Source organism: Skermanella stibiiresistens SB22 (assembly GCF_000576635.1).
In the GTDB taxonomy this organism is placed as follows: domain Bacteria; phylum Pseudomonadota; class Alphaproteobacteria; order Azospirillales; family Azospirillaceae; genus Skermanella; species Skermanella stibiiresistens.
The window spans coordinates 496,304-513,468 of sequence record NZ_AVFL01000002.1 but is presented as its reverse complement, the minus strand read 5'-3'; the positions used below and the strand labels follow the sequence as shown (position 1 = coordinate 513,468).

General features: G+C 66.5%; 14 protein-coding genes. 12 read left to right on the top strand and 2 right to left on the bottom strand.

The window, feature by feature from the left end:
* Positions 1 to 58: 58 nt before the first annotated feature.
* From N825_RS05040 to N825_RS05015, 6 genes are all read left to right on the top strand, one after another.
* Positions 59 to 1,456 (top strand): pyruvate dehydrogenase complex E1 component subunit beta, encoded by a 1,398-nt coding sequence (locus N825_RS05040; protein WP_037447565.1) that lies wholly within the window; start codon positions 59 to 61, stop codon positions 1,454 to 1,456.
* A gap of 56 nt (positions 1,457 to 1,512) precedes the next feature.
* Complete coding sequence (locus N825_RS05035; protein ID WP_037447564.1) at positions 1,513 to 2,910, top strand: pyruvate dehydrogenase complex dihydrolipoamide acetyltransferase; 1,398 nt, start codon at positions 1,513 to 1,515, stop codon at positions 2,908 to 2,910.
* A 13-nt stretch (positions 2,911 to 2,923) separates the two neighbouring features.
* The gene (lpdA, locus tag N825_RS05030; RefSeq protein WP_037447561.1) at positions 2,924 to 4,327 is read left to right on the top strand and encodes a dihydrolipoyl dehydrogenase; all 1,404 of its coding nucleotides are present in this window, start codon (positions 2,924 to 2,926) and stop codon (positions 4,325 to 4,327) included.
* A gap of 133 nt (positions 4,328 to 4,460) precedes the next feature.
* Complete coding sequence (gene lipA, locus N825_RS05025; RefSeq protein ID WP_084164337.1) at positions 4,461 to 5,420, top strand: lipoyl synthase; 960 nt, start codon at positions 4,461 to 4,463, stop codon at positions 5,418 to 5,420.
* Positions 5,421 to 5,429: 9 nt separating this feature from the next.
* On the top strand, positions 5,430 to 5,903 hold the full coding sequence (locus N825_RS05020; protein ID WP_037447556.1) for a type II toxin-antitoxin system RatA family toxin: 474 nt from the start codon (positions 5,430 to 5,432) through the stop codon (positions 5,901 to 5,903).
* Positions 5,904 to 5,948: 45 nt separating this feature from the next.
* Positions 5,949 to 6,923 carry a DNA/RNA non-specific endonuclease gene (locus tag N825_RS05015; RefSeq protein WP_051511548.1) on the top strand — a complete coding sequence of 325 codons (975 nt, stop codon included), beginning with the start codon at positions 5,949 to 5,951 and terminating at the stop codon, positions 6,921 to 6,923.
* On the opposite strand, the gene N825_RS05010 is transcribed toward N825_RS05015, so the two are convergent.
* Entirely contained in the window at positions 6,920 to 7,405 is a 486-nt protein-coding gene (locus N825_RS05010; protein WP_037447554.1) for a CinA family protein, read from the bottom strand. The two genes, N825_RS05015 and N825_RS05010, sit on opposite strands and share 4 nt — an antisense overlap.
* Positions 7,406 to 7,431: 26 nt before the next feature.
* Complete coding sequence (locus N825_RS05005; protein ID WP_037447552.1) at positions 7,432 to 8,604, bottom strand: bifunctional 2-C-methyl-D-erythritol 4-phosphate cytidylyltransferase/2-C-methyl-D-erythritol 2,4-cyclodiphosphate synthase; 1,173 nt, start codon at positions 8,602 to 8,604, stop codon at positions 7,432 to 7,434.
* A 228-nt stretch (positions 8,605 to 8,832) separates the two neighbouring features.
* Between N825_RS05005 and N825_RS05000 the strand changes: the two genes are divergently transcribed.
* From N825_RS05000 to ntrX, 6 genes are all read left to right on the top strand, one after another.
* Positions 8,833 to 9,648: a cytochrome C assembly family protein gene (locus tag N825_RS05000; RefSeq protein ID WP_037447549.1), complete on the top strand. Its 816-nt coding sequence runs from the start codon at positions 8,833 to 8,835 to the stop codon at positions 9,646 to 9,648.
* A 173-nt stretch (positions 9,649 to 9,821) separates the two neighbouring features.
* A complete protein-coding gene (gene dusB, locus N825_RS04995) occupies positions 9,822 to 10,808 on the top strand; it encodes a tRNA dihydrouridine synthase DusB (protein WP_037447546.1) in 987 nt (328 codons plus the stop codon).
* Positions 10,808 to 11,938 carry a two-component system sensor histidine kinase NtrB gene (locus N825_RS04990; RefSeq protein WP_051511547.1) on the top strand — a complete coding sequence of 377 codons (1,131 nt, stop codon included), beginning with the start codon at positions 10,808 to 10,810 and terminating at the stop codon, positions 11,936 to 11,938. The genes dusB and N825_RS04990 overlap by 1 nt, the downstream gene beginning before the upstream one ends.
* Positions 11,938 to 13,392, top strand: a complete 1,455-nt coding sequence (gene ntrC, locus N825_RS04985) for a nitrogen regulation protein NR(I) (RefSeq protein WP_037447543.1) — start codon at positions 11,938 to 11,940, stop codon at positions 13,390 to 13,392. The genes N825_RS04990 and ntrC overlap by 1 nt, the downstream gene beginning before the upstream one ends.
* Positions 13,393 to 13,464: 72 nt before the next feature.
* On the top strand, positions 13,465 to 15,753 hold the full coding sequence (locus tag N825_RS04980; protein WP_051511546.1) for a sensor histidine kinase NtrY-like: 2,289 nt from the start codon (positions 13,465 to 13,467) through the stop codon (positions 15,751 to 15,753).
* Positions 15,743 to 17,164, top strand: a complete 1,422-nt coding sequence (gene ntrX, locus N825_RS04975) for a nitrogen assimilation response regulator NtrX (protein ID WP_037447542.1) — start codon at positions 15,743 to 15,745, stop codon at positions 17,162 to 17,164. The genes N825_RS04980 and ntrX overlap by 11 nt, the downstream gene beginning before the upstream one ends.
* Position 17,165: the final 1 nt, after the last annotated feature.

Below are 17,165 nucleotides of genomic sequence, written 5' to 3'. Positions count from 1 at the left end.
CTCCCGTTGACGCCCGACGAAGAAGGCGGGGCGGGGAACTGGTGCCGGAGGAACTGCAATGCCGATCGAAGTAACAATGCCAGCGCTGTCGCCGACCATGACGGAAGGCAAACTGGCCAAGTGGCTCAAGCAGGTGGGCGACGACGTCAAGTCGGGCGACATCCTGGCTGAGATCGAGACCGACAAAGCGACCATGGAGGTCGAGGCGGTCGACGAGGGCAAACTGGGCAAGATCCTGGTCGCCGAGGGCACCGAGGGCGTCGCGGTCAACACGCCGATCGCGATCCTGGTGGGCGAGGGCGAGGATGCCGACAAGTTGGAGACGCCCGAGGTTTCGGACGACACCCAGAAGAGCGCCGCCCTCCAGAAGGTGAAGGGCGAGGAGGAGACCAAGCCGACGCTTCCGGTCGAGCCGCCGCCCGGCGCCAAGGCGGCTCCGCCCGCCAGCGACGAGGACAAGTATTTCGAGAAGACCGTGAAGCTGACCGTGCGCGAGGCGTTGCGCGACGCGATGGCGGAGGAGATGCGCCGCGACGACAAGGTCTTCGTCATGGGCGAGGAGGTCGCGGAGTACCAGGGCGCCTATAAGGTGACCCAGGGTCTGCTGGCGGAGTTCGGCGACCGCCGCGTCATCGACACCCCGATCACCGAGCATGGCTTCGCCGGTCTCGGCGTCGGCGCCGCCTTCCACGGGTTGAAGCCGGTCGTCGAGTTCATGACGTTCAACTTCGCCATGCAGGCGATCGACCACATCATCAACTCCGCCGCCAAGACGCTCTACATGTCCGGCGGCCAGATGGGCTGTCCCATCGTGTTCCGCGGGCCGAACGGTGCCGCGTCCCGCGTCGCCGCCCAGCACTCGCAGGAATACTCGACCTGGTACGCCCACGTTCCGGGCCTGAAGGTGGTGGCGCCCTATTCCGCGTCGGACGCCAAGGGCCTGCTGAAGTCGGCGATCCGCGATCCCAACCCGGTCGTGTTCCTGGAGCACGAGATCCTGTACGGACACAGCTTCGACGTGCCCGAAGATCCCGAGTTCATCGTTCCGATCGGCCGAGCCAAGATCATGCGCGCCGGCAAGGACGTGACCATCACGGCGTTCTCGTTCATGGTGGGGCAGGCGCTGGCCGCCGCCGAGCGTCTGGCGGAGCAGGGCATCGAGGCCGAGGTCATCAACCTCCGGACCATCCGCCCGCTCGACACCGAGACGATCGTCAACAGCGTCAAGAAGACCAACCGGCTGGTATCGGTCGAGGAAGGCTGGCCCTTCGCCGGTATCGGTTCCGAGATGTCCGCCCTGATGATGGAGCAGGCGTTCGATTATCTGGATGCGCCGGTCTATCGGGTGCATGGCGCCGACGTGCCGATGCCCTACGCCGCCAATCTGGAGAAACTCGCTCTGCCGCAGCCCGAGGACATCGAGAAGGCCGTCAAGGCCGTGCTGTACCGGAGCTGACGCGACAACAAGGCGGCGCGCCGTGAACTGGCGGCGCGCTTTCGGGGGGACACTAGATGCCTATTGAAATCACGATGCCGGCCCTGTCGCCGACGATGACCGAGGGCAACCTCGCGAAGTGGCTCAAGAAGGAAGGCGACGCGATCAAATCCGGCGATGTCATCGCCGAGATCGAGACCGACAAGGCCACGATGGAAGTCGAGGCGGTCGACGAGGGCACGCTCGGCAAGATCATCGTCGCCGAGGGGACCCAGGGAGTCGCGGTCAACCAAGTGATCGCGCTGCTGCTGGAGGACGGCGAGGACGCCTCCGCGCTGGACGGCGGCGGCAAGCCCGCGCCGAAGCCCGCCGACAAGCCCGCCGAGGGTGTCGGGAACGCTCCGGCACCGGCGGCGGCGCCCGCTCCGGCGGCCAAGTCCGAGAGCGCTCTGGCTCCGGCCCAAGCGCCGGCGGCTCCCGCCGCCAAGGACGGTGGCCGGGTCTTCGCCAGCCCCCTCGCCAAGCGCATGGCCGAGCAGGCCGGCCTGGACCTGGGCCAGATCCAGGGCAGCGGACCCAACGGCAGGATCGTCAAGCACGACGTCGAGGCCGCGGTCGCCGGTGGCGGCGCCAAGAAGGGCGCCAAGCCAGCCGAAGCCGCCAAGACCGAGGCTCCGAAGGCGGCTCCGTCGCAAGCTGCCGGACAGGCCGCGGCCCAGTCCCCGGCGGCGGTACCGTCGGCCCAGAAGCCGGCCGGCGTCGACGCCAAGGACTTCTCGACCAAACTGGGCATGAAGTTCCGCGAGATCCCGAACTCGGGCATGCGCAAGGTCATCGCGCGCCGCCTGACCGAGGCCAAGCAGACCGTCCCGCACTTCTACCTGACGGTCGACCTCCAGATCGACCAGCTGCTGAAGACGCGGGCCGAGCTGAACAGCCGGTCGGACGAGTACAAGCTGTCGGTCAACGATTTCGTCATCCGCGCCACCGCCTTGGCGCTCCGCAAGGTTCCGGCCGCCAACGCCGCCTGGACCGACGAGGCGATCCTGCAATACGAGAACGCCGACATCTCGGTCGCCGTCGCCACCCCGACCGGTCTGATCACGCCGATCATCAAGGCGGCCGAGACCAAAGGCCTGGTGGACATCTCCAACGCCATGAAGGATCTGGCCAAGCGCGCCCGTGACGGCAAGCTGAAGCCGGAGGAGTTCCAGGGCGGCACCTTCTCGATCTCCAACCTGGGCATGTTCGGCGTCCGCGAGTTCGGCGCCATCATCAACCCGCCGCAGGGCTGCATCCTGGCGGTCGGCGCCGGCGAGCAGCGTCCGATCGTCAAGGACGGAGCACTTGCCGTGGCGACCGTCATGAGCTGCACGCTGTCGGTTGACCACCGGGTGGTGGACGGCGCCGTTGGCGCCGAGTTCCTCGCCGCCTTCAAGAAGCTGATCGAAGATCCGCTGTCGATGCTGCTCTAACCGGAGAAGTCCCATGGCTGACACAGAGTTCGATCTCATCGTCATCGGCGGCGGGCCCGGCGGCTACGTCGCCGCCATCCGCGCGGCGCAGCTTGGCATGAAGGCCGCCGTGGTGGAGCGCGAGAACCTGGGCGGCATCTGCCTCAACTGGGGTTGCATCCCGACGAAGGCGCTGCTGCGCTCGGCCGAGGTGTCGCACATGCTGCACCACCTGGACGAATACGGCTTCTCCGCCAAGGAGATCAGTTTCGACCTGCAGAAGGTGGTCAAGCGGTCGCGCGGCGTCGCCTCCCAGCTCTCGGGCGGCGTCAAGCACCTGCTGAAGAAGAACAAGGTCACCGTCATCGACGGCCACGCGACCCTGCTGGGCAAGGGCAGGATCAAGGTCGACAAGGACGGCACGACCAGCGTCGGTGAGTTCAAGGCCAAGAACATCATCATCGCGACCGGGGCCCGCGCCCGCGAGTTCCCGAACATGAAGGCCGATGGCAAGCTGGTCTGGACCTATCGCCACGCGATGGTGCCGGAAACAATGCCCAAGTCGATCCTGGTGATCGGCTCGGGCGCCATCGGCATCGAGTTCGCCAGCTTCTACCTCAACATGGGCGCCAAGGTGACCGTGGCCGAGATGGTTGACCGCATCCTCCCCGCCGAGGATGAGGAGATCAGCACCATGGCCCGCAAGTCGTTCGAGAAGCAGGGCATGAAGATCTTCACCGGCGCCAAGGTCGGTGAGTTCCAGAAGTCGGCGGACAGCGTCACGACGACGATCGAGGCCAACGGCAAGTCCGAGACGATCACGGTCGACCGCGTCATCCTGGCGATCGGCATCGTCGGCAACGTCGAGAACATCGGCCTCGAGAACACCAAGGTGAAGACCGAGAAGTCGCACATCCTGGTCAACGAGTGGCTGGAGACCGACGAGCCCGGCGTCTTCGCGATCGGCGACGTGGTGGGCGCTCCCTGGCTGGCCCACAAGGCGAGCCATGAAGGCGTCATCTGCGTCGAGCGGATCGCTGGCGTCGAGGGTGTCCACCCGTTGGTCGTCGCCAACATTCCGGGCTGCACCTACTCCTATCCGCAGGTCGCCAGCGTCGGGCTGACCGAGGCCAAGGCCAAGGCCGCCGGCCACGAGGTCAAGGTCGGGCGGTTCCCCTTCATCGGGAACGGCAAGGCGATCGCGTTGGGCGAGCCCGAGGGCATGGTCAAGACGGTGTTCGACGCCAAGACGGGCGAGTTGCTTGGCGCGCACATGATCGGCGCCGAGGTGACGGAACTGATCCAGGGTTACGGCATCGCCAAGACCATGGAGACGACTGAGACCGAGCTGATGCACACCATCTTCCCACACCCGACCTTGTCGGAGATGATGCACGAGTCGGTCCTGGCCGCCTACGGCAAGGCCATCCACTACTAGGCAGCCTCCGGGCGTCCCACCACGAACGACCCAAGCGCCGCCGGCTTTCGGCGGCGCTTGGGTCAATTCGCACCTTGATGTCCGGGCCGAAGCGTTACACTTCTGGCACAGGCATATGGAGCTTGATGGAATCATGACCGCTTCCCCCCCGATCGACCGCGTCCGCCATCCGGAAAAGGCCCACCGGCCGGACAACCCGGTGCAGCGCAAACCGGACTGGATCAGGGTCAAGGCACCCGTTTCGGCCGAATACGCCGAGACGCGACGACTGATGCGCGGACTTAAGCTGAACACGGTCTGCGAGGAGGCGGCTTGCCCCAACATCGGCGAGTGCTGGAAGAAGAAGCACGCGACCTTCATGATCCTGGGCGCCGTCTGCACCCGCGCCTGCGCCTTCTGCAACGTCGCGACCGGCCGTCCCGACCTGCTCGACCCGCATGAGCCGGACAACGTCGCGGAGGCGGTGGGCACGCTGGGACTGGAGCATGTCGTCATCACCTCGGTCGACCGAGACGACCTGGAGGACGGCGGCGCCGATCATTTCGCCCGCGTGATCCGGCGGATCCGCGAGACCTCGCCCGGTACGACGATCGAGATCCTGACGCCCGACTTCATGCGGAAGAAGGGTGCCGTCGAGCATGTCGCGCGGGCGCTGCCGGACGTGTTCAACCACAATCTGGAAACCGTGCCGCGGCTTTATCCAACGATCCGGCCGGGTGCCCGTTACTTTACCTCGCTGAACTTGTTGTCCCGTGCGAAGGAGCTGGAACCCGGCCTCTTCACGAAGTCCGGCATCATGGTCGGGCTTGGCGAGACCAAGGAAGAAGTTTTGCAGGTGATGGACGACCTCCGGGCGGCCGACGTGGATTTCCTGACCATCGGCCAGTATCTCCAGCCGACCCCCAAGCACGCGGCGGTGGACCGCTTCGTGACACCGGACGAGTTCGAGAGCTACGCCTCGATCGCGCGCGGCAAGGGGTTCCTGATGGTCTCCAGTTCACCGCTCACCCGCTCGTCCTATCACGCGGGTGACGATTTCCGACGGATGCGCGCCGCGCGCGACGCCAAGCTGGCCCTGGCCGCCGCATCCTAAGGAAACCTGATGCCGACACACGCGGAAAAGCGGGTACTGCCCTACACGCCCGAGCAGATGTACGACCTCGTGGCCGATATCGAACGCTATCCGGAATTCCTTCCCTGGTGCCTCGCGGCCCGGATCCGCAAGCGGGAGGGGGAGGTCGTCTACGCCGACCTGATCATCGGGTTCAAGATGATCCGGGAGCGGTTCACGTCCAAGGTCACGCTGGGGCCGCCCGACCGGATCGACGTGTCGTACACCGAGGGTCCATTCAGCTACCTGAACAACCACTGGGGCTTCCACCCGGCGGAGAACGGCGGCTGCCTGATCGACTTCTATGTCGACTTCGAGTTCCGCTCGAAGATGCTGCAGAAGATCATCGGCGTCCTGTTCAACGAGGCGGTGCGCCGGATGGTCGCCGCCTTCGAGGGCAGGGCTCGGCAGCTCTACGGCACCGGCGCGGCTCCAGCGGCGGCGACCAACTCGACGCCGGCCTGACCCAGCGCGTCGCGACGATAAGGGGTTCCGCACCGGGAGGTCGTGATGGCGAAGACCAAATCGAAGACGGACGCCCTGGACGGCGCGCTCCGGCGCTTCGGCCCGGTGGCGGCCTCGGCGGGAATGGGGGTGACGGCGCGGCGTGTCGCCAAGCAGCCTTGGCCGATGGAGGACTATGCCGGCCGCGGTGGCTATGATCCGGCCTTCGTGGATGCCGCGAAGCCGTTGCCACTGCCCGGAACGGGGCACTGGGAGGTTGCCGGGGTGGATCCGTCGGCCCTCCGCGCCGGGGATGATCCACACGAACTGAAGTATACCCATTTCTCGGTCAAGGTTTCGACGCGGCGGCGCCTGCCGCTGTTCAGCGCCGTCAACATCGATGGCGCCAAGTCGGACCGGACGGTCAAGCGCACCAATGTCTGGCGCTTCGATCCCCGCATCGGCAAGGAATATCAAATCGTCGATGGCGTCTACGGCGACGACGGCAGGGGATTCTTCAGCCGGGGTCACATGACGCGGCGGGAGGACCCGAACTGGGGCGACAAGAAGACCGCCAAACAGGCCGATGCCGACACCTTCCACGCGACCAACGCCTGCCCGCAGCGCCAGGAGTTCAATGGGGGCATCTGGCTGGAGTTGGAGGACTACGTCCTCGACAACACGGACCAGGAGAACATCCGGGTCACGGCGATCACCGGACCCGTGTTCGACGAGGACGATCCGGTATACTACGACGTGCCCATTCCCCTTGGTTTCTGGAAGATCATCGTTTTCACCAACGCCGCGACCCGCGCGTTGACCGCGATCGGCTATCAGCGCTCGCAAGCGCGCGTGTTGCCGACCCGGACCCGAGCACTGGTCTTTGGCGACTTCCAGGATACCCAGGTGAGTATCGCCGGATTGGCCCGGGAGACCGGCTTGGATCTCAGCCGCTACGCGGCGCTCGACGTGTTCGAGCGGGCCGATCCCGGCACGCGGGTCAGGCTGGCGAGCGTGAGGGACCTCTACCTGACGCCCTAGACGGCATCGGCGGCGAGGTCGAGCGCGAACAGCACCGCCGCGCGCCTGACGGCCGACCGGTCGCCGGGGAACACCCGCCGCTCCAGCCTGACCCCGCCATCGCGGCGGGCGACGCCGAAATGGACCAGCCCGACCGGCTTGCCCGGCGTCTCGCCTCCCGGCCCCGCGATGCCGGTGATGGCGACCGCCACGTCGGCGCGGGAATGGGCGACGGCGCCGATCGCCATGGCCTCCGCGACCTCGGCGCTGACCGCGCCAACCCGGGCGATCAGGTCGGCGGGAACGCCGATCAACTCCGTCTTCGCCTCGTTCGAATAGGTGACGAATCCGCGCTCGACCACGCTGGACGAGCCGGGGATCTCGGTCAGGGCGCTGGCGACCAGTCCGCCGGTGCAGGATTCGGCGGTCGCGAGCTTGAGCCCGGCCGTGTCATAGGCCTTCAGGACGGAGCGGGCGCGTTCCAGCACGTCATCGGGGAGCATCGGCGGGTCCTTTCACCTTAGGCGCGTTAGCTGACCGGGAGGCGGACGGTGGCGACGGCCTGGGCGGCGATACCCTCGCCGCGCCCGGTGAAGCCCAGCCGCTCCGTCGTGGTCGCCTTGACGCTGACGCGGTCCGGCGCGATGCCGAGCAGCTCGGCCATGCGGGCAACCATCGCGTCACGATGCGGCCCGATCTTGGGCCGCTCGCAGATCAGCGTCACGTCGGCGTGGGCGATCATGCCGCCACGCTGGCGGACCAGATCGACGGCGTGGCGCAGGAACATGGCGCTGTCGGCGCCGCGCCATTGGGGATCGCTTGGCGGAAAGTGGCTGCCGATATCGCCCGAGCCCAGGGCGCCCAGGATGGCGTCGGTCAGCGCGTGGAGCCCGACATCGGCGTCGGAGTGCCCCTCCAGACGGGCGTCATGCGGTACCGCCACCCCACACAGCACGACATGGTCGCCGGGGGCGAAGCGGTGGACGTCGAATCCCTGGCCGGTGCGGATGTCGGGCAGCGTGAGCAGGGAGGCGTTCATCAGCATGGCGGCGCGCGCCAGATCGTCCTGGTTGGTCACTTTCAAGTTATCCGCGTTTCCTTCGACCAAGGCCACCTCCAGACCCGCCCGCTCGGCCACCGCCGCGTCGTCGGTCAGTTCCGCCCCCGCGAACTCACGGTGGGCACCCAGGATATCGGCGAAGCGGAAGCCCTGCGGTGTCTGCGCCCGCCATAGGCCGGCGCGCTCGACCGTGCCGCCGATCAGACCCGCCACGCCGCGCTTCAGCGTGTCGGTCACCGCGACCGCCGCGATGGCGGCCGGCACGGCGTCCAGGCGGTCACGGACCGCCTGGATGGTGGCGTCGTCCACCAGCGGCCGGGCGGCATCGTGGATCAGCACGAAACCGGGGACGGGATCGAGCGCCGCCAGCCGTTCCAGACCGAGGCGAACCGAATCCTGGCGGGTTGCGCCTCCCGCAACCGGTTCCGGCAGCGCGAGATCCGCCACCGCCGCGTCGTAAAGCTCGCGGTGGGCTGGCTGGATCACCACCTGGACGGCGTCCACCGCCGGATGGCGCAGGAAGGTGGAGATGGTATGATGGAGAACCGCGCGGCCCGCCAATCGCTGGTATTGTTTCGGGCGGTCGCCGCCGAAGCGTTCGCCGCTGCCGGCGGCGACGATCAGCGCCACACATGAGGTCATCGTCTGGTCCGGAACTATCGGGTCAAGCCTGGCAAGTCAGGTGGCGCGCAGCCTAGCCGGTCGGACTGGCCACGCCAAGCCGTCCGATTGGGCGGTTCGATGTGTCGTGGAGCGCCGACCAGCCGTAAATGGTTTCCGAAGCGGTGAAAGAGGTTGTATTCCAGCGGAAGGCTCCTGAGCTTTGTGGTGGTATCGGGAACCGCGGCCGGGAACCAAGATCGGAAGAACATGCTGCTCAACGTCATTTCCAGTCTGACCGCCTTGCTGGCGCTGATGCCGGCCTCGCTGCTGGCCTATGTCCGGAGCGGGTTCCGCCAGGGAGCAGGGCCGGACCTGCCATTCTGGGCGTCGCTGGCGGTGGCGGTCGCCGGTCCGGTGACCTGGGCGCTGATCCAGCTCGACGGCACGTGGCGAACGGGGTTGTCCACCACCCTCTGGGTCAGTATCGCCACCTGCATGGTGCTGTTCACGGGGATCTGCCTGACGACACGCTCCGGCTGGAGGCTGATGCCCCTGCTGCTGCCCTACCTGCTGCTGGTCGGCTTGTTCGCCACCGCGACGGTCGAGGCGCCGGACCCGACCTTGAGCGCGTCGGCGCCGACCGTTTGGGTCGACATCCACATCATCGTGTCGGTCACGACCTATGCGTTGCTGACCCTGTCCGCCGTGGCGGCGCTGGCGGCGTTCCTCCAGGAGCGCGCGCTGAAGGAGAAGCGGCCGAGCGCCTTGACTCGGATGCTTCCCCCCATGGCGGACAGCGAGCAGCTCCAGGGCCGCCTGCTGGTGGCGTCGGAGATCGTGCTGGGGATGGGTCTGGCGACGGGAATGTCGGTGCTGTATTTCGAGCAGGGCATCCTGTTTCGAGTCGATCACAAGACAGTACTTTCTGTCGCCACCTTCGTGGTCATCGGCGGCTTGCTGATCGCCCATGCCGCGACAGGGGTCAGGGGAAGGCGCGCCGCGCGGTTCGTTCTCCTGGCGTTTCTCCTGCTCACATTGGGATACCCCGGTGTCAAGTTCGTTACGGATGTTCTAATTCCCTGACTTCATTTGGCTAAATTCAAACGAAGAAACCGTCGCGCCGCTGGTCGTCCACCAAAATTGGCGGTGCCGGCAGGCCGAATGATAGTTTCATTGGCATTCTTCGCGCTTGCGATGTTTTCGCAATGCGTGATAGTCTGCACAAAATGACAGCATTACAGGGAATTGCCCAAACTATGGGCATCAACATCGGCTCTATCAGGATCGACGATCCCGTCATCCTGGCCCCCATGTCGGGCGTGTCCGACATGCCGTTCCGCCGCTTGGTCAAGCGTGCCGGCGCCGGTCTGGTCGTCTCCGAGATGATCGCCAGTCAGGCGATGATCAGGGCGTCGCGCCAGACCATGAAGATGGCGACCAACTGCGCCGAGGAGTTTCCCATGGCCGTCCAGCTGGCCGGGTGCGATCCGGCGGCGATGGCCGAGGCGGCGAGGCTCAACCAGGATCGTGGCGCGGCGCTCATCGACATCAATTTCGGCTGTCCGGTCAAGAAGATCGTCAACGGCCACGCCGGTTCCTCCCTGATGCGGGACGAGGTCCACGCCGCCCGCATCCTGGAGGCGACCGTCAAGGCGGTCGGGCTTCCGGTCACGCTGAAGATGCGGCTGGGCTGGGACGACACCAGCCGCAACGCCCCCAATCTGGCGCGGATCGCCCAGGAATGTGGCATCCAGATGGTCACCGTCCATGGCCGCACCCGCTGCCAGTTCTACACCGGCTCGGCGGACTGGCCGGCGATCCGCGCGGTCAAGGAGGCGGTCTCGATCCCGGTCATCGCCAATGGCGACATGACGACGTTCGAGGACGTCACGCGGTGCCTGGAGCAGTCCGGCGCCGATGGCGTGATGATCGGACGCGGCACCTATGGCCGGCCCTGGTTCATCGGTCAGGTCATCCATTATCTGCGGACAGGCGATCGCCTGCCCGATCCACGCCCCGACGAACAACTGGCGACACTCCTGGAACATTACGAGGCCATGCTGGAACACTACGGCACCGACGCGGGTGTCAAGATCGCCCGCAAGCACGTCTCTTGGTACAGCAAGGGGTTTCCGGGCTCCGCCGAGTTCCGCGCCGAGGTCAACCGCGTCGCCGATCCGGTGGTCGTGCGCGACATGATCCGGTCCTTCTATTCACCCGAAATCGAACGGATGGCAGCTTGATGGCGCGCGCGGTGGCACCCATGTGGCGCAAGACGCCGCGACAGGAGATCGATCCGTCCGGCATCCTCAACGCCTTGCCCGATCCCGTCCTGGTGATCGGCGACCGCGACGAGATCCGGTACGTCAACCTGGAGGCGCAGGAGTTCTTCGACAGCGGCGCCGCGGCGCTGATCGGGCTGCCGTTGACCGAACTGCTGCCGTCGGACAGCCCGGTTTTCTTCCTGATCGAGCAGGCGCGGCTGGGTGGCGCCAGCATGTCGGAATACGGGGTGACGCTGGACACGCCGCGCATCGGCATCCACTTCGTCACCGTTCGGGTGGCGCCGCTCGGCGATCCGGCGGATTGCGTGGTCATGTCGCTGCACGAGAAGTCGATCACCCGAAAGATCGACAACCAGTTGACCCACCGGAACGCGGCCCGCTCGGTCACCGCCATGGCGGCGATGCTGGCCCACGAGGTCAAGAACCCACTATCCGGCATCCGCGGCGCCGCCCAGTTGCTGGAACAGAACGCGTCCGAACCCGACCGCGAGTTGACGCGGCTGATCTGCGACGAATCCGACCGCATCGTGGCGCTGGTCGACCGGATGGAAGTGTTCTCGGACAAGCGTCCGCCGGAGCGGACCGCGGTCAACATCCACAGCGTGCTGGAGCATGTCCGCCGGGTCGCCCAGAATGGCTTCGCCCGCACCATCCGCTTCACCGAGCGCTACGATCCGTCGTTGCCGGATGTCTATGGCAATCGAGACCAGCTGATCCAGGTATTCCTCAATCTGATTAAAAATGCGGCAGAAGCGGTCCCGGAGCAGAGTGGTGAGATAATTTTGAGCACCGCCTATCAGCACGGCGTCCGTTTGGCCGTTCCTGGCATCGAGAGCCGCGTTCACCTGCCGTTGCTGGTCAGCGTGCAGGACAACGGCAACGGCATACCGGAAGACCTTAGATCCCATTTGTTCGACGCCTTCGTTACCACAAAGCGGAATGGGACCGGCCTAGGTCTTGCATTGGTTGCGAAACTGATTGGCGACCATGGTGGAGTCATCGACTTCGAGACGCTGCCGCGCCGAACCGTATTCAAGGTATCGCTACCAATGTATGCCGATTTCGAACAGCCGCTGGAGCAGATCTGATGTCATCATCGACGATCCTGGTCGCCGATGACGACCGGGCGATCCGCACGGTGCTGAACCAAGCCCTGATCCGCCTTGGCCATGACGTCCGGACCACGGGCAACGCCGCCACCCTCTGGCGCTGGGTCGCGGACGGGCAGGGCGATCTGGTGATCACCGACGTGGTGATGCCTGACGAGAACGGCCTGGACCTGATCCCGCGCATCAAGAAGATCCGGCCCGAGCTGCGCGTCATCGTGATGAGCGCGCAGAACACGCTGATGACGGCGGTCAAGGCGGCGGAACGCGGCGCCTTCGAATACCTGCCGAAGCCGTTCGACCTGAAGGAACTGGTCAACGTCGTCGAGCGCGCGTTGAGCGCGCCGCAGGCGTTGGCCCTCAACGGCAACGCGGCGCTCGACGCCGCCGAGGCCGAGGAGCAGCTTCCCCTGATCGGCCGATCGACGGCGATGCAGGAGATCTACCGGGTGCTGGCCCGGCTGATGGGCACCGACTTGACGGTGATGATCACCGGCGAGTCCGGCACCGGCAAGGAACTGGTCGCCCGCGCGCTCCACGAATACGGCAAGCGCCGCAGCGGTCCCTTCGTCGCGATCAACATGGCGGCGATCCCGCGCGAACTGATCGAGTCGGAGCTTTTCGGCCACGAGAAGGGCGCTTTCACCGGCGCCACGACCCGCTCGACCGGCCGGTTCGAGCAGGCGCAGTGCGGCACGTTGTTCCTGGACGAGATCGGTGACATGCCGTTGGAGGCCCAGACCCGGCTGCTGCGCGTGTTGCAGGAGGGCGAATACACGACCGTTGGCGGCAGGACGCCGATCAAGACCGACGTCCGCATCATCGCCGCGACCCACCGCGACCTCCGCACGCTGATCCGCCAGGGGCTGTTCCGCGAGGATCTGTTCTACCGGCTCAACGTCGTGCCGATCCGGCTGCCGCCGCTTCGCGAGCGGACTGAGGACATCCCGTCACTGGTCCGCCATTTCTTGACGCTGACCTCCGCGCAGGGTCTGCCGACCAAGAGCATCGACGGCCCCGCGATGGACCGTTTGAAGCGCTACCGCTGGCCCGGCAACGTCCGCGAGCTGGAAAACCTGGTGCGGCGCTTGGCGGCCCTCTACAGCCAGGAGGTCATCAGCACCGACATCATCGAGTCCGAACTGGCGGACTCGGCCCCGGCCTCGCCCCAGGTCGAGGAGCACCAGAACGAGGGTCTAAGCTCGGCGGTCGAGCGGCATTTGAAGGATTATTTCGCGGCCCACAAGGACGGTATCCCCGCCGCCGGGCTGTACGACCGCGTACTGCGCGAGGTCGAGCGCCCGCTGATCTCCCTCAGCCTCTCCGCGACGCGGGGAAATCAGATCAAAGCGGCACAGATGTTGGGACTTAATCGGAACACGCTCAGAAAGAAGATTCGCGAACTGGATATTCAAGTCATCCGTGGGCTAAAATAACACACCCTGCATCGGTCTCGTGGCATCCTGGTCACAGGACGGGTTCAGGACGAGCCCAATGCGACGAGATAGATGAGCAGTGAACCCGCGGGTGTCCCGCAATCCTTTTGGACCCAGTTCCTGGTCTGGGCCAGCCGCGTCGGTCTTGCCGGCAAGCTGGCCGTGGCACTGGCGGTGGCGGCCGTGGGCGCGGGGTTCGCGACCTATGGCGCGCTCACCGCGACACCTCCCTTCGGCAACGATCCCAACACGGTCAGCCTGCTGCTGACGCTCGACCTGGCGCTGATGCTGATGCTTGGCGCCATCATCGCGCGGCGCATCGTGGCGCTGTGGATCGAGCGGCGCCGGGGCCTCGCCGGCTCCAGGTTGCACGTGCGGGTGGTCGCGACCTTCAGTCTGCTGGCCGTCATGCCGGCGATCATCGTCGCCGCCTTCTCCGTCATCTTCTTCTATGTCGGCGTCCAATCCTGGTTCAGCGAGCGGGTTCGCACGGCGGTCAACGAATCCCGCGCCGTGGCGCAAGCCTACCTTCACGAACACCAGCAGGTGATCCGGGCCGACGCGCTCGCCATGGCGAACGACCTCAACCGCGAGGCGGCGCGCCTGCTGACCGATCCCGGCCGCTTCGCCCAGGTGGTGGCGACCCAGGCGGCGCTGCGGGCCTTGACCGAGGCGATCGTGTTCGACGGCAGCGGCCGCATGCTGGCGCGCTCCGGCCTGTCGTTCACGCTGGAGTTCGAGCCGATCCCCGAGAGCGCGCTGGAGCGCGCCCGGCAGGGCGAGGTCGTCCTGATGGTGACCGACACCGACGACAGGGTCAGGGGCCTTGTCCGGCTGGACCGCTTCGTCGACACTTTCCTGTTCGTTGGCCGGCTGGTCGAGCCGCGCGTGCTCAACCACATGGAATCGGCGCAGGAGGCGGCCAACGCCTATGCCGAGCTGGAGGGCAAGCGGTCCAGCCTTCAGATCACCGCGACGCTTATCTTCGTGGTCGTGGCGCTGCTGCTGCTGCTGGCGGCGGTCTGGATCGGCCTGAACTTCGCGACTGCCCTGGTCGCGCCGATCGGCTCGCTGATCGCGGCGGCGGAGCGGGTGAGGGCGGGGGACATGGGTGCGCGCGTGCCGGAACTGTTGCCGGAGGATGAGCTTGGAACGCTGAGCCGCGCCTTCAACCGCATGACCAGCCAGCTGGAGAGCCAGCGGCGCGAGCTGATCGAGGCGAACCGCCAGCTCGACTTGCGTCGCCGCTTCACCGAGACGGTGCTGGCCGGTGTTTCGGCCGGCGTGGTCGGCCTGGACCACGAGGGCCGCATCAACCTGCCCAACCTGTCGGGCGCGCACCTGCTGGGCGTCGACGACCCGGAGGTCCTGCTCGGCCGCCGGCTGGTCGACGTGGCGCCCGAGATGGGCGAGTTGATGGGCATGATCCGGCGCCGCCCGGCCAAGCTGATGGAAGCGCAGGTCCAGCTGCGCCGGGCCGGGACGGCCAGGACGCTGCTGGTGCGGATCGCCGCCGAGTCGGTGGGCAACGACATCCGCGGCTTCGTGGTGACCTTCGATGACGTGACGGAGCTTCTATCGGCGCAGCGCAAGGCCGCTTGGGCCGACGTGGCGCGGCGCATCGCGCACGAGATCAAGAACCCATTGACCCCGATCCAGCTGTCGGCCGAGCGATTGCGCCGAAAATACCTCAAGGAAATCACCAGCGACCCCGAGACGTTCCAGATGTGTACCGATACCATCGTACGCCAAGTGGACGATATCGGCCGGATGGTTGACGAGTTCTCCGCCTTCGCGCGGATGCCAAGCCCGGTGATGAAGCCGCAGAACATCAATGAGCTATGCCGACAAGCCGTGTTCCTACAATCCAGCGCCCATCCCAGCATCAAGTTCACGGCGGATCTGCCCTCTGGTCCGCTGACGGTGCCCTGTGACGGCCGCCAGATCTCCCAGGCCCTGACCAACCTGCTCCAGAACGCCGCCGACGCGATCGACGGCCGGCAGCCTCCCGATATCGGGACATTGCCCCCTGGACAGGTCGATCTCAGCCTCCAGGTCGATGACGACAGGGTTTCCATCGTCATCGCCGACAACGGCAAGGGTCTGCCCCATGAGGAACGCGACAGATTGACCGAGCCCTATGTCACGACGCGGGCGAAGGGCACCGGCCTGGGCCTCGCCATCGTCAAGAAGATCATGGAGGACCATGGCGGCGAACTGGTGCTGGAGGACAGGGAAGCCGGTCCCGATGGCCCCGTTCCGGGCGCCCAGGTCCGCCTCGTGATTCCCAAGACCGAGATCGCCGCGCCGGCCGTGGCCGCCGAAGAAACGCAGCAGAAACAGAGTCGCTATGGCGCATGACATTCTGATCGTCGATGACGAAGCCGATATCCGGATGCTGATTTCCGGCATCCTGGAAGACGAGGGCATGAAGACCCGGCAGGCCGGTGACGCCGACCAGGCGATCGCCGCCGTCGGCTCCCGAAGGCCGAGCCTGGTCATCCTGGACATCTGGCTCCAGGGCAGCCGGCTCGATGGCATCCAGATCCTGGCCGAGCTGAAGCGCGACCATCCCAACCTGCCGGTCATCATGATCAGCGGTCACGGGACGATCGAGACGGCGGTGTCCGCGATCAAGCAGGGCGCCTACGACTTCATCGAGAAGCCGTTCAAGGCCGACCGCCTGCTGGTACTGGTCGAACGCGCGATCGAGGCCGCCCGGCTGCGGCGCGAGAACGAGGAGCTTAGGCTGCGGGCCGGCGGACAGGTCGAGCTGATCGGCAAGTCCTCCGCCATCAACCACGTCCGCCAGTCGATCGAGAAGGTGGCGCCGACAGGCAGCCGCGTCCTGATCACCGGTCCGGCCGGCTCCGGCAAGGAGGTGGTGGCCCGTCTGCTGCACGCCCGCTCGCGCCGGGCCGACGGGCCGTTCGTCGGGCTGAATTGCGCCACCATGCGGCCCGACCGCCTGGAGGTCGAGCTGTTCGGCACCGAGCATGGTCAGGACGGCGTGCCGCGCAAGGTCGGGACGTTCGAGCAGGCCCATGGCGGCACCCTGCTGCTGGACGAGGTCGCCGACATGCCGCTGGAGACCCAGGGGAAGATCGTCCGCGTCCTGCAGGAGCAGACCTTCGAGCGGGTCGGCGGCGGGGCCCGGGTCGAGGTCGATGTGCGGGTGATCGCGTCGAGCAACCGCGACCTGCCCTCCGAGATCGAGGCCGGTCGCTTCCGGCAGGATCTGTTCTACCGGTTGAGCGTCGTCCCGATCCGGGTCCCGCCGCTGACCGAGAGGCGGGAGGACATCCCATTCCTGGCGCGCCACTTCATGGTGCGTTCGGCGGAGACCGCCGGGCTGCCGGCCCGCGACTATGGCGAGGACGCGATGGCCGCCCTCCAGGCCTATGATTGGCCGGGCAACGTGCGTCAGCTGCGGAACGTGGTCGACTGGCTGCTGATCATGTCCACCGGCGATCCGCGCGAGCCGATCCGCGCCGACATGCTGCCGCCGGAGATCGGCGCCATCACCCCGACCGTGCTCAAATGGGACAAGGGCGGCGAGATCATGGGACTGCCGCTCCGCGAGGCGCGCGAGGTGTTCGAGCGCGAGTACCTGCTGGCGCAGGTGACACGGTTCGGCGGCAACATCTCGCGCACGGCGGCCTTCGTCGGGATGGAGCGCTCGGCCCTGCACCGCAAGCTGAAATCGCTGGGCGTCCACGGCAACGACAAGCCGGGCCACGACAAGCCAGGCCACAAGCTGGCGGCGGATTGAG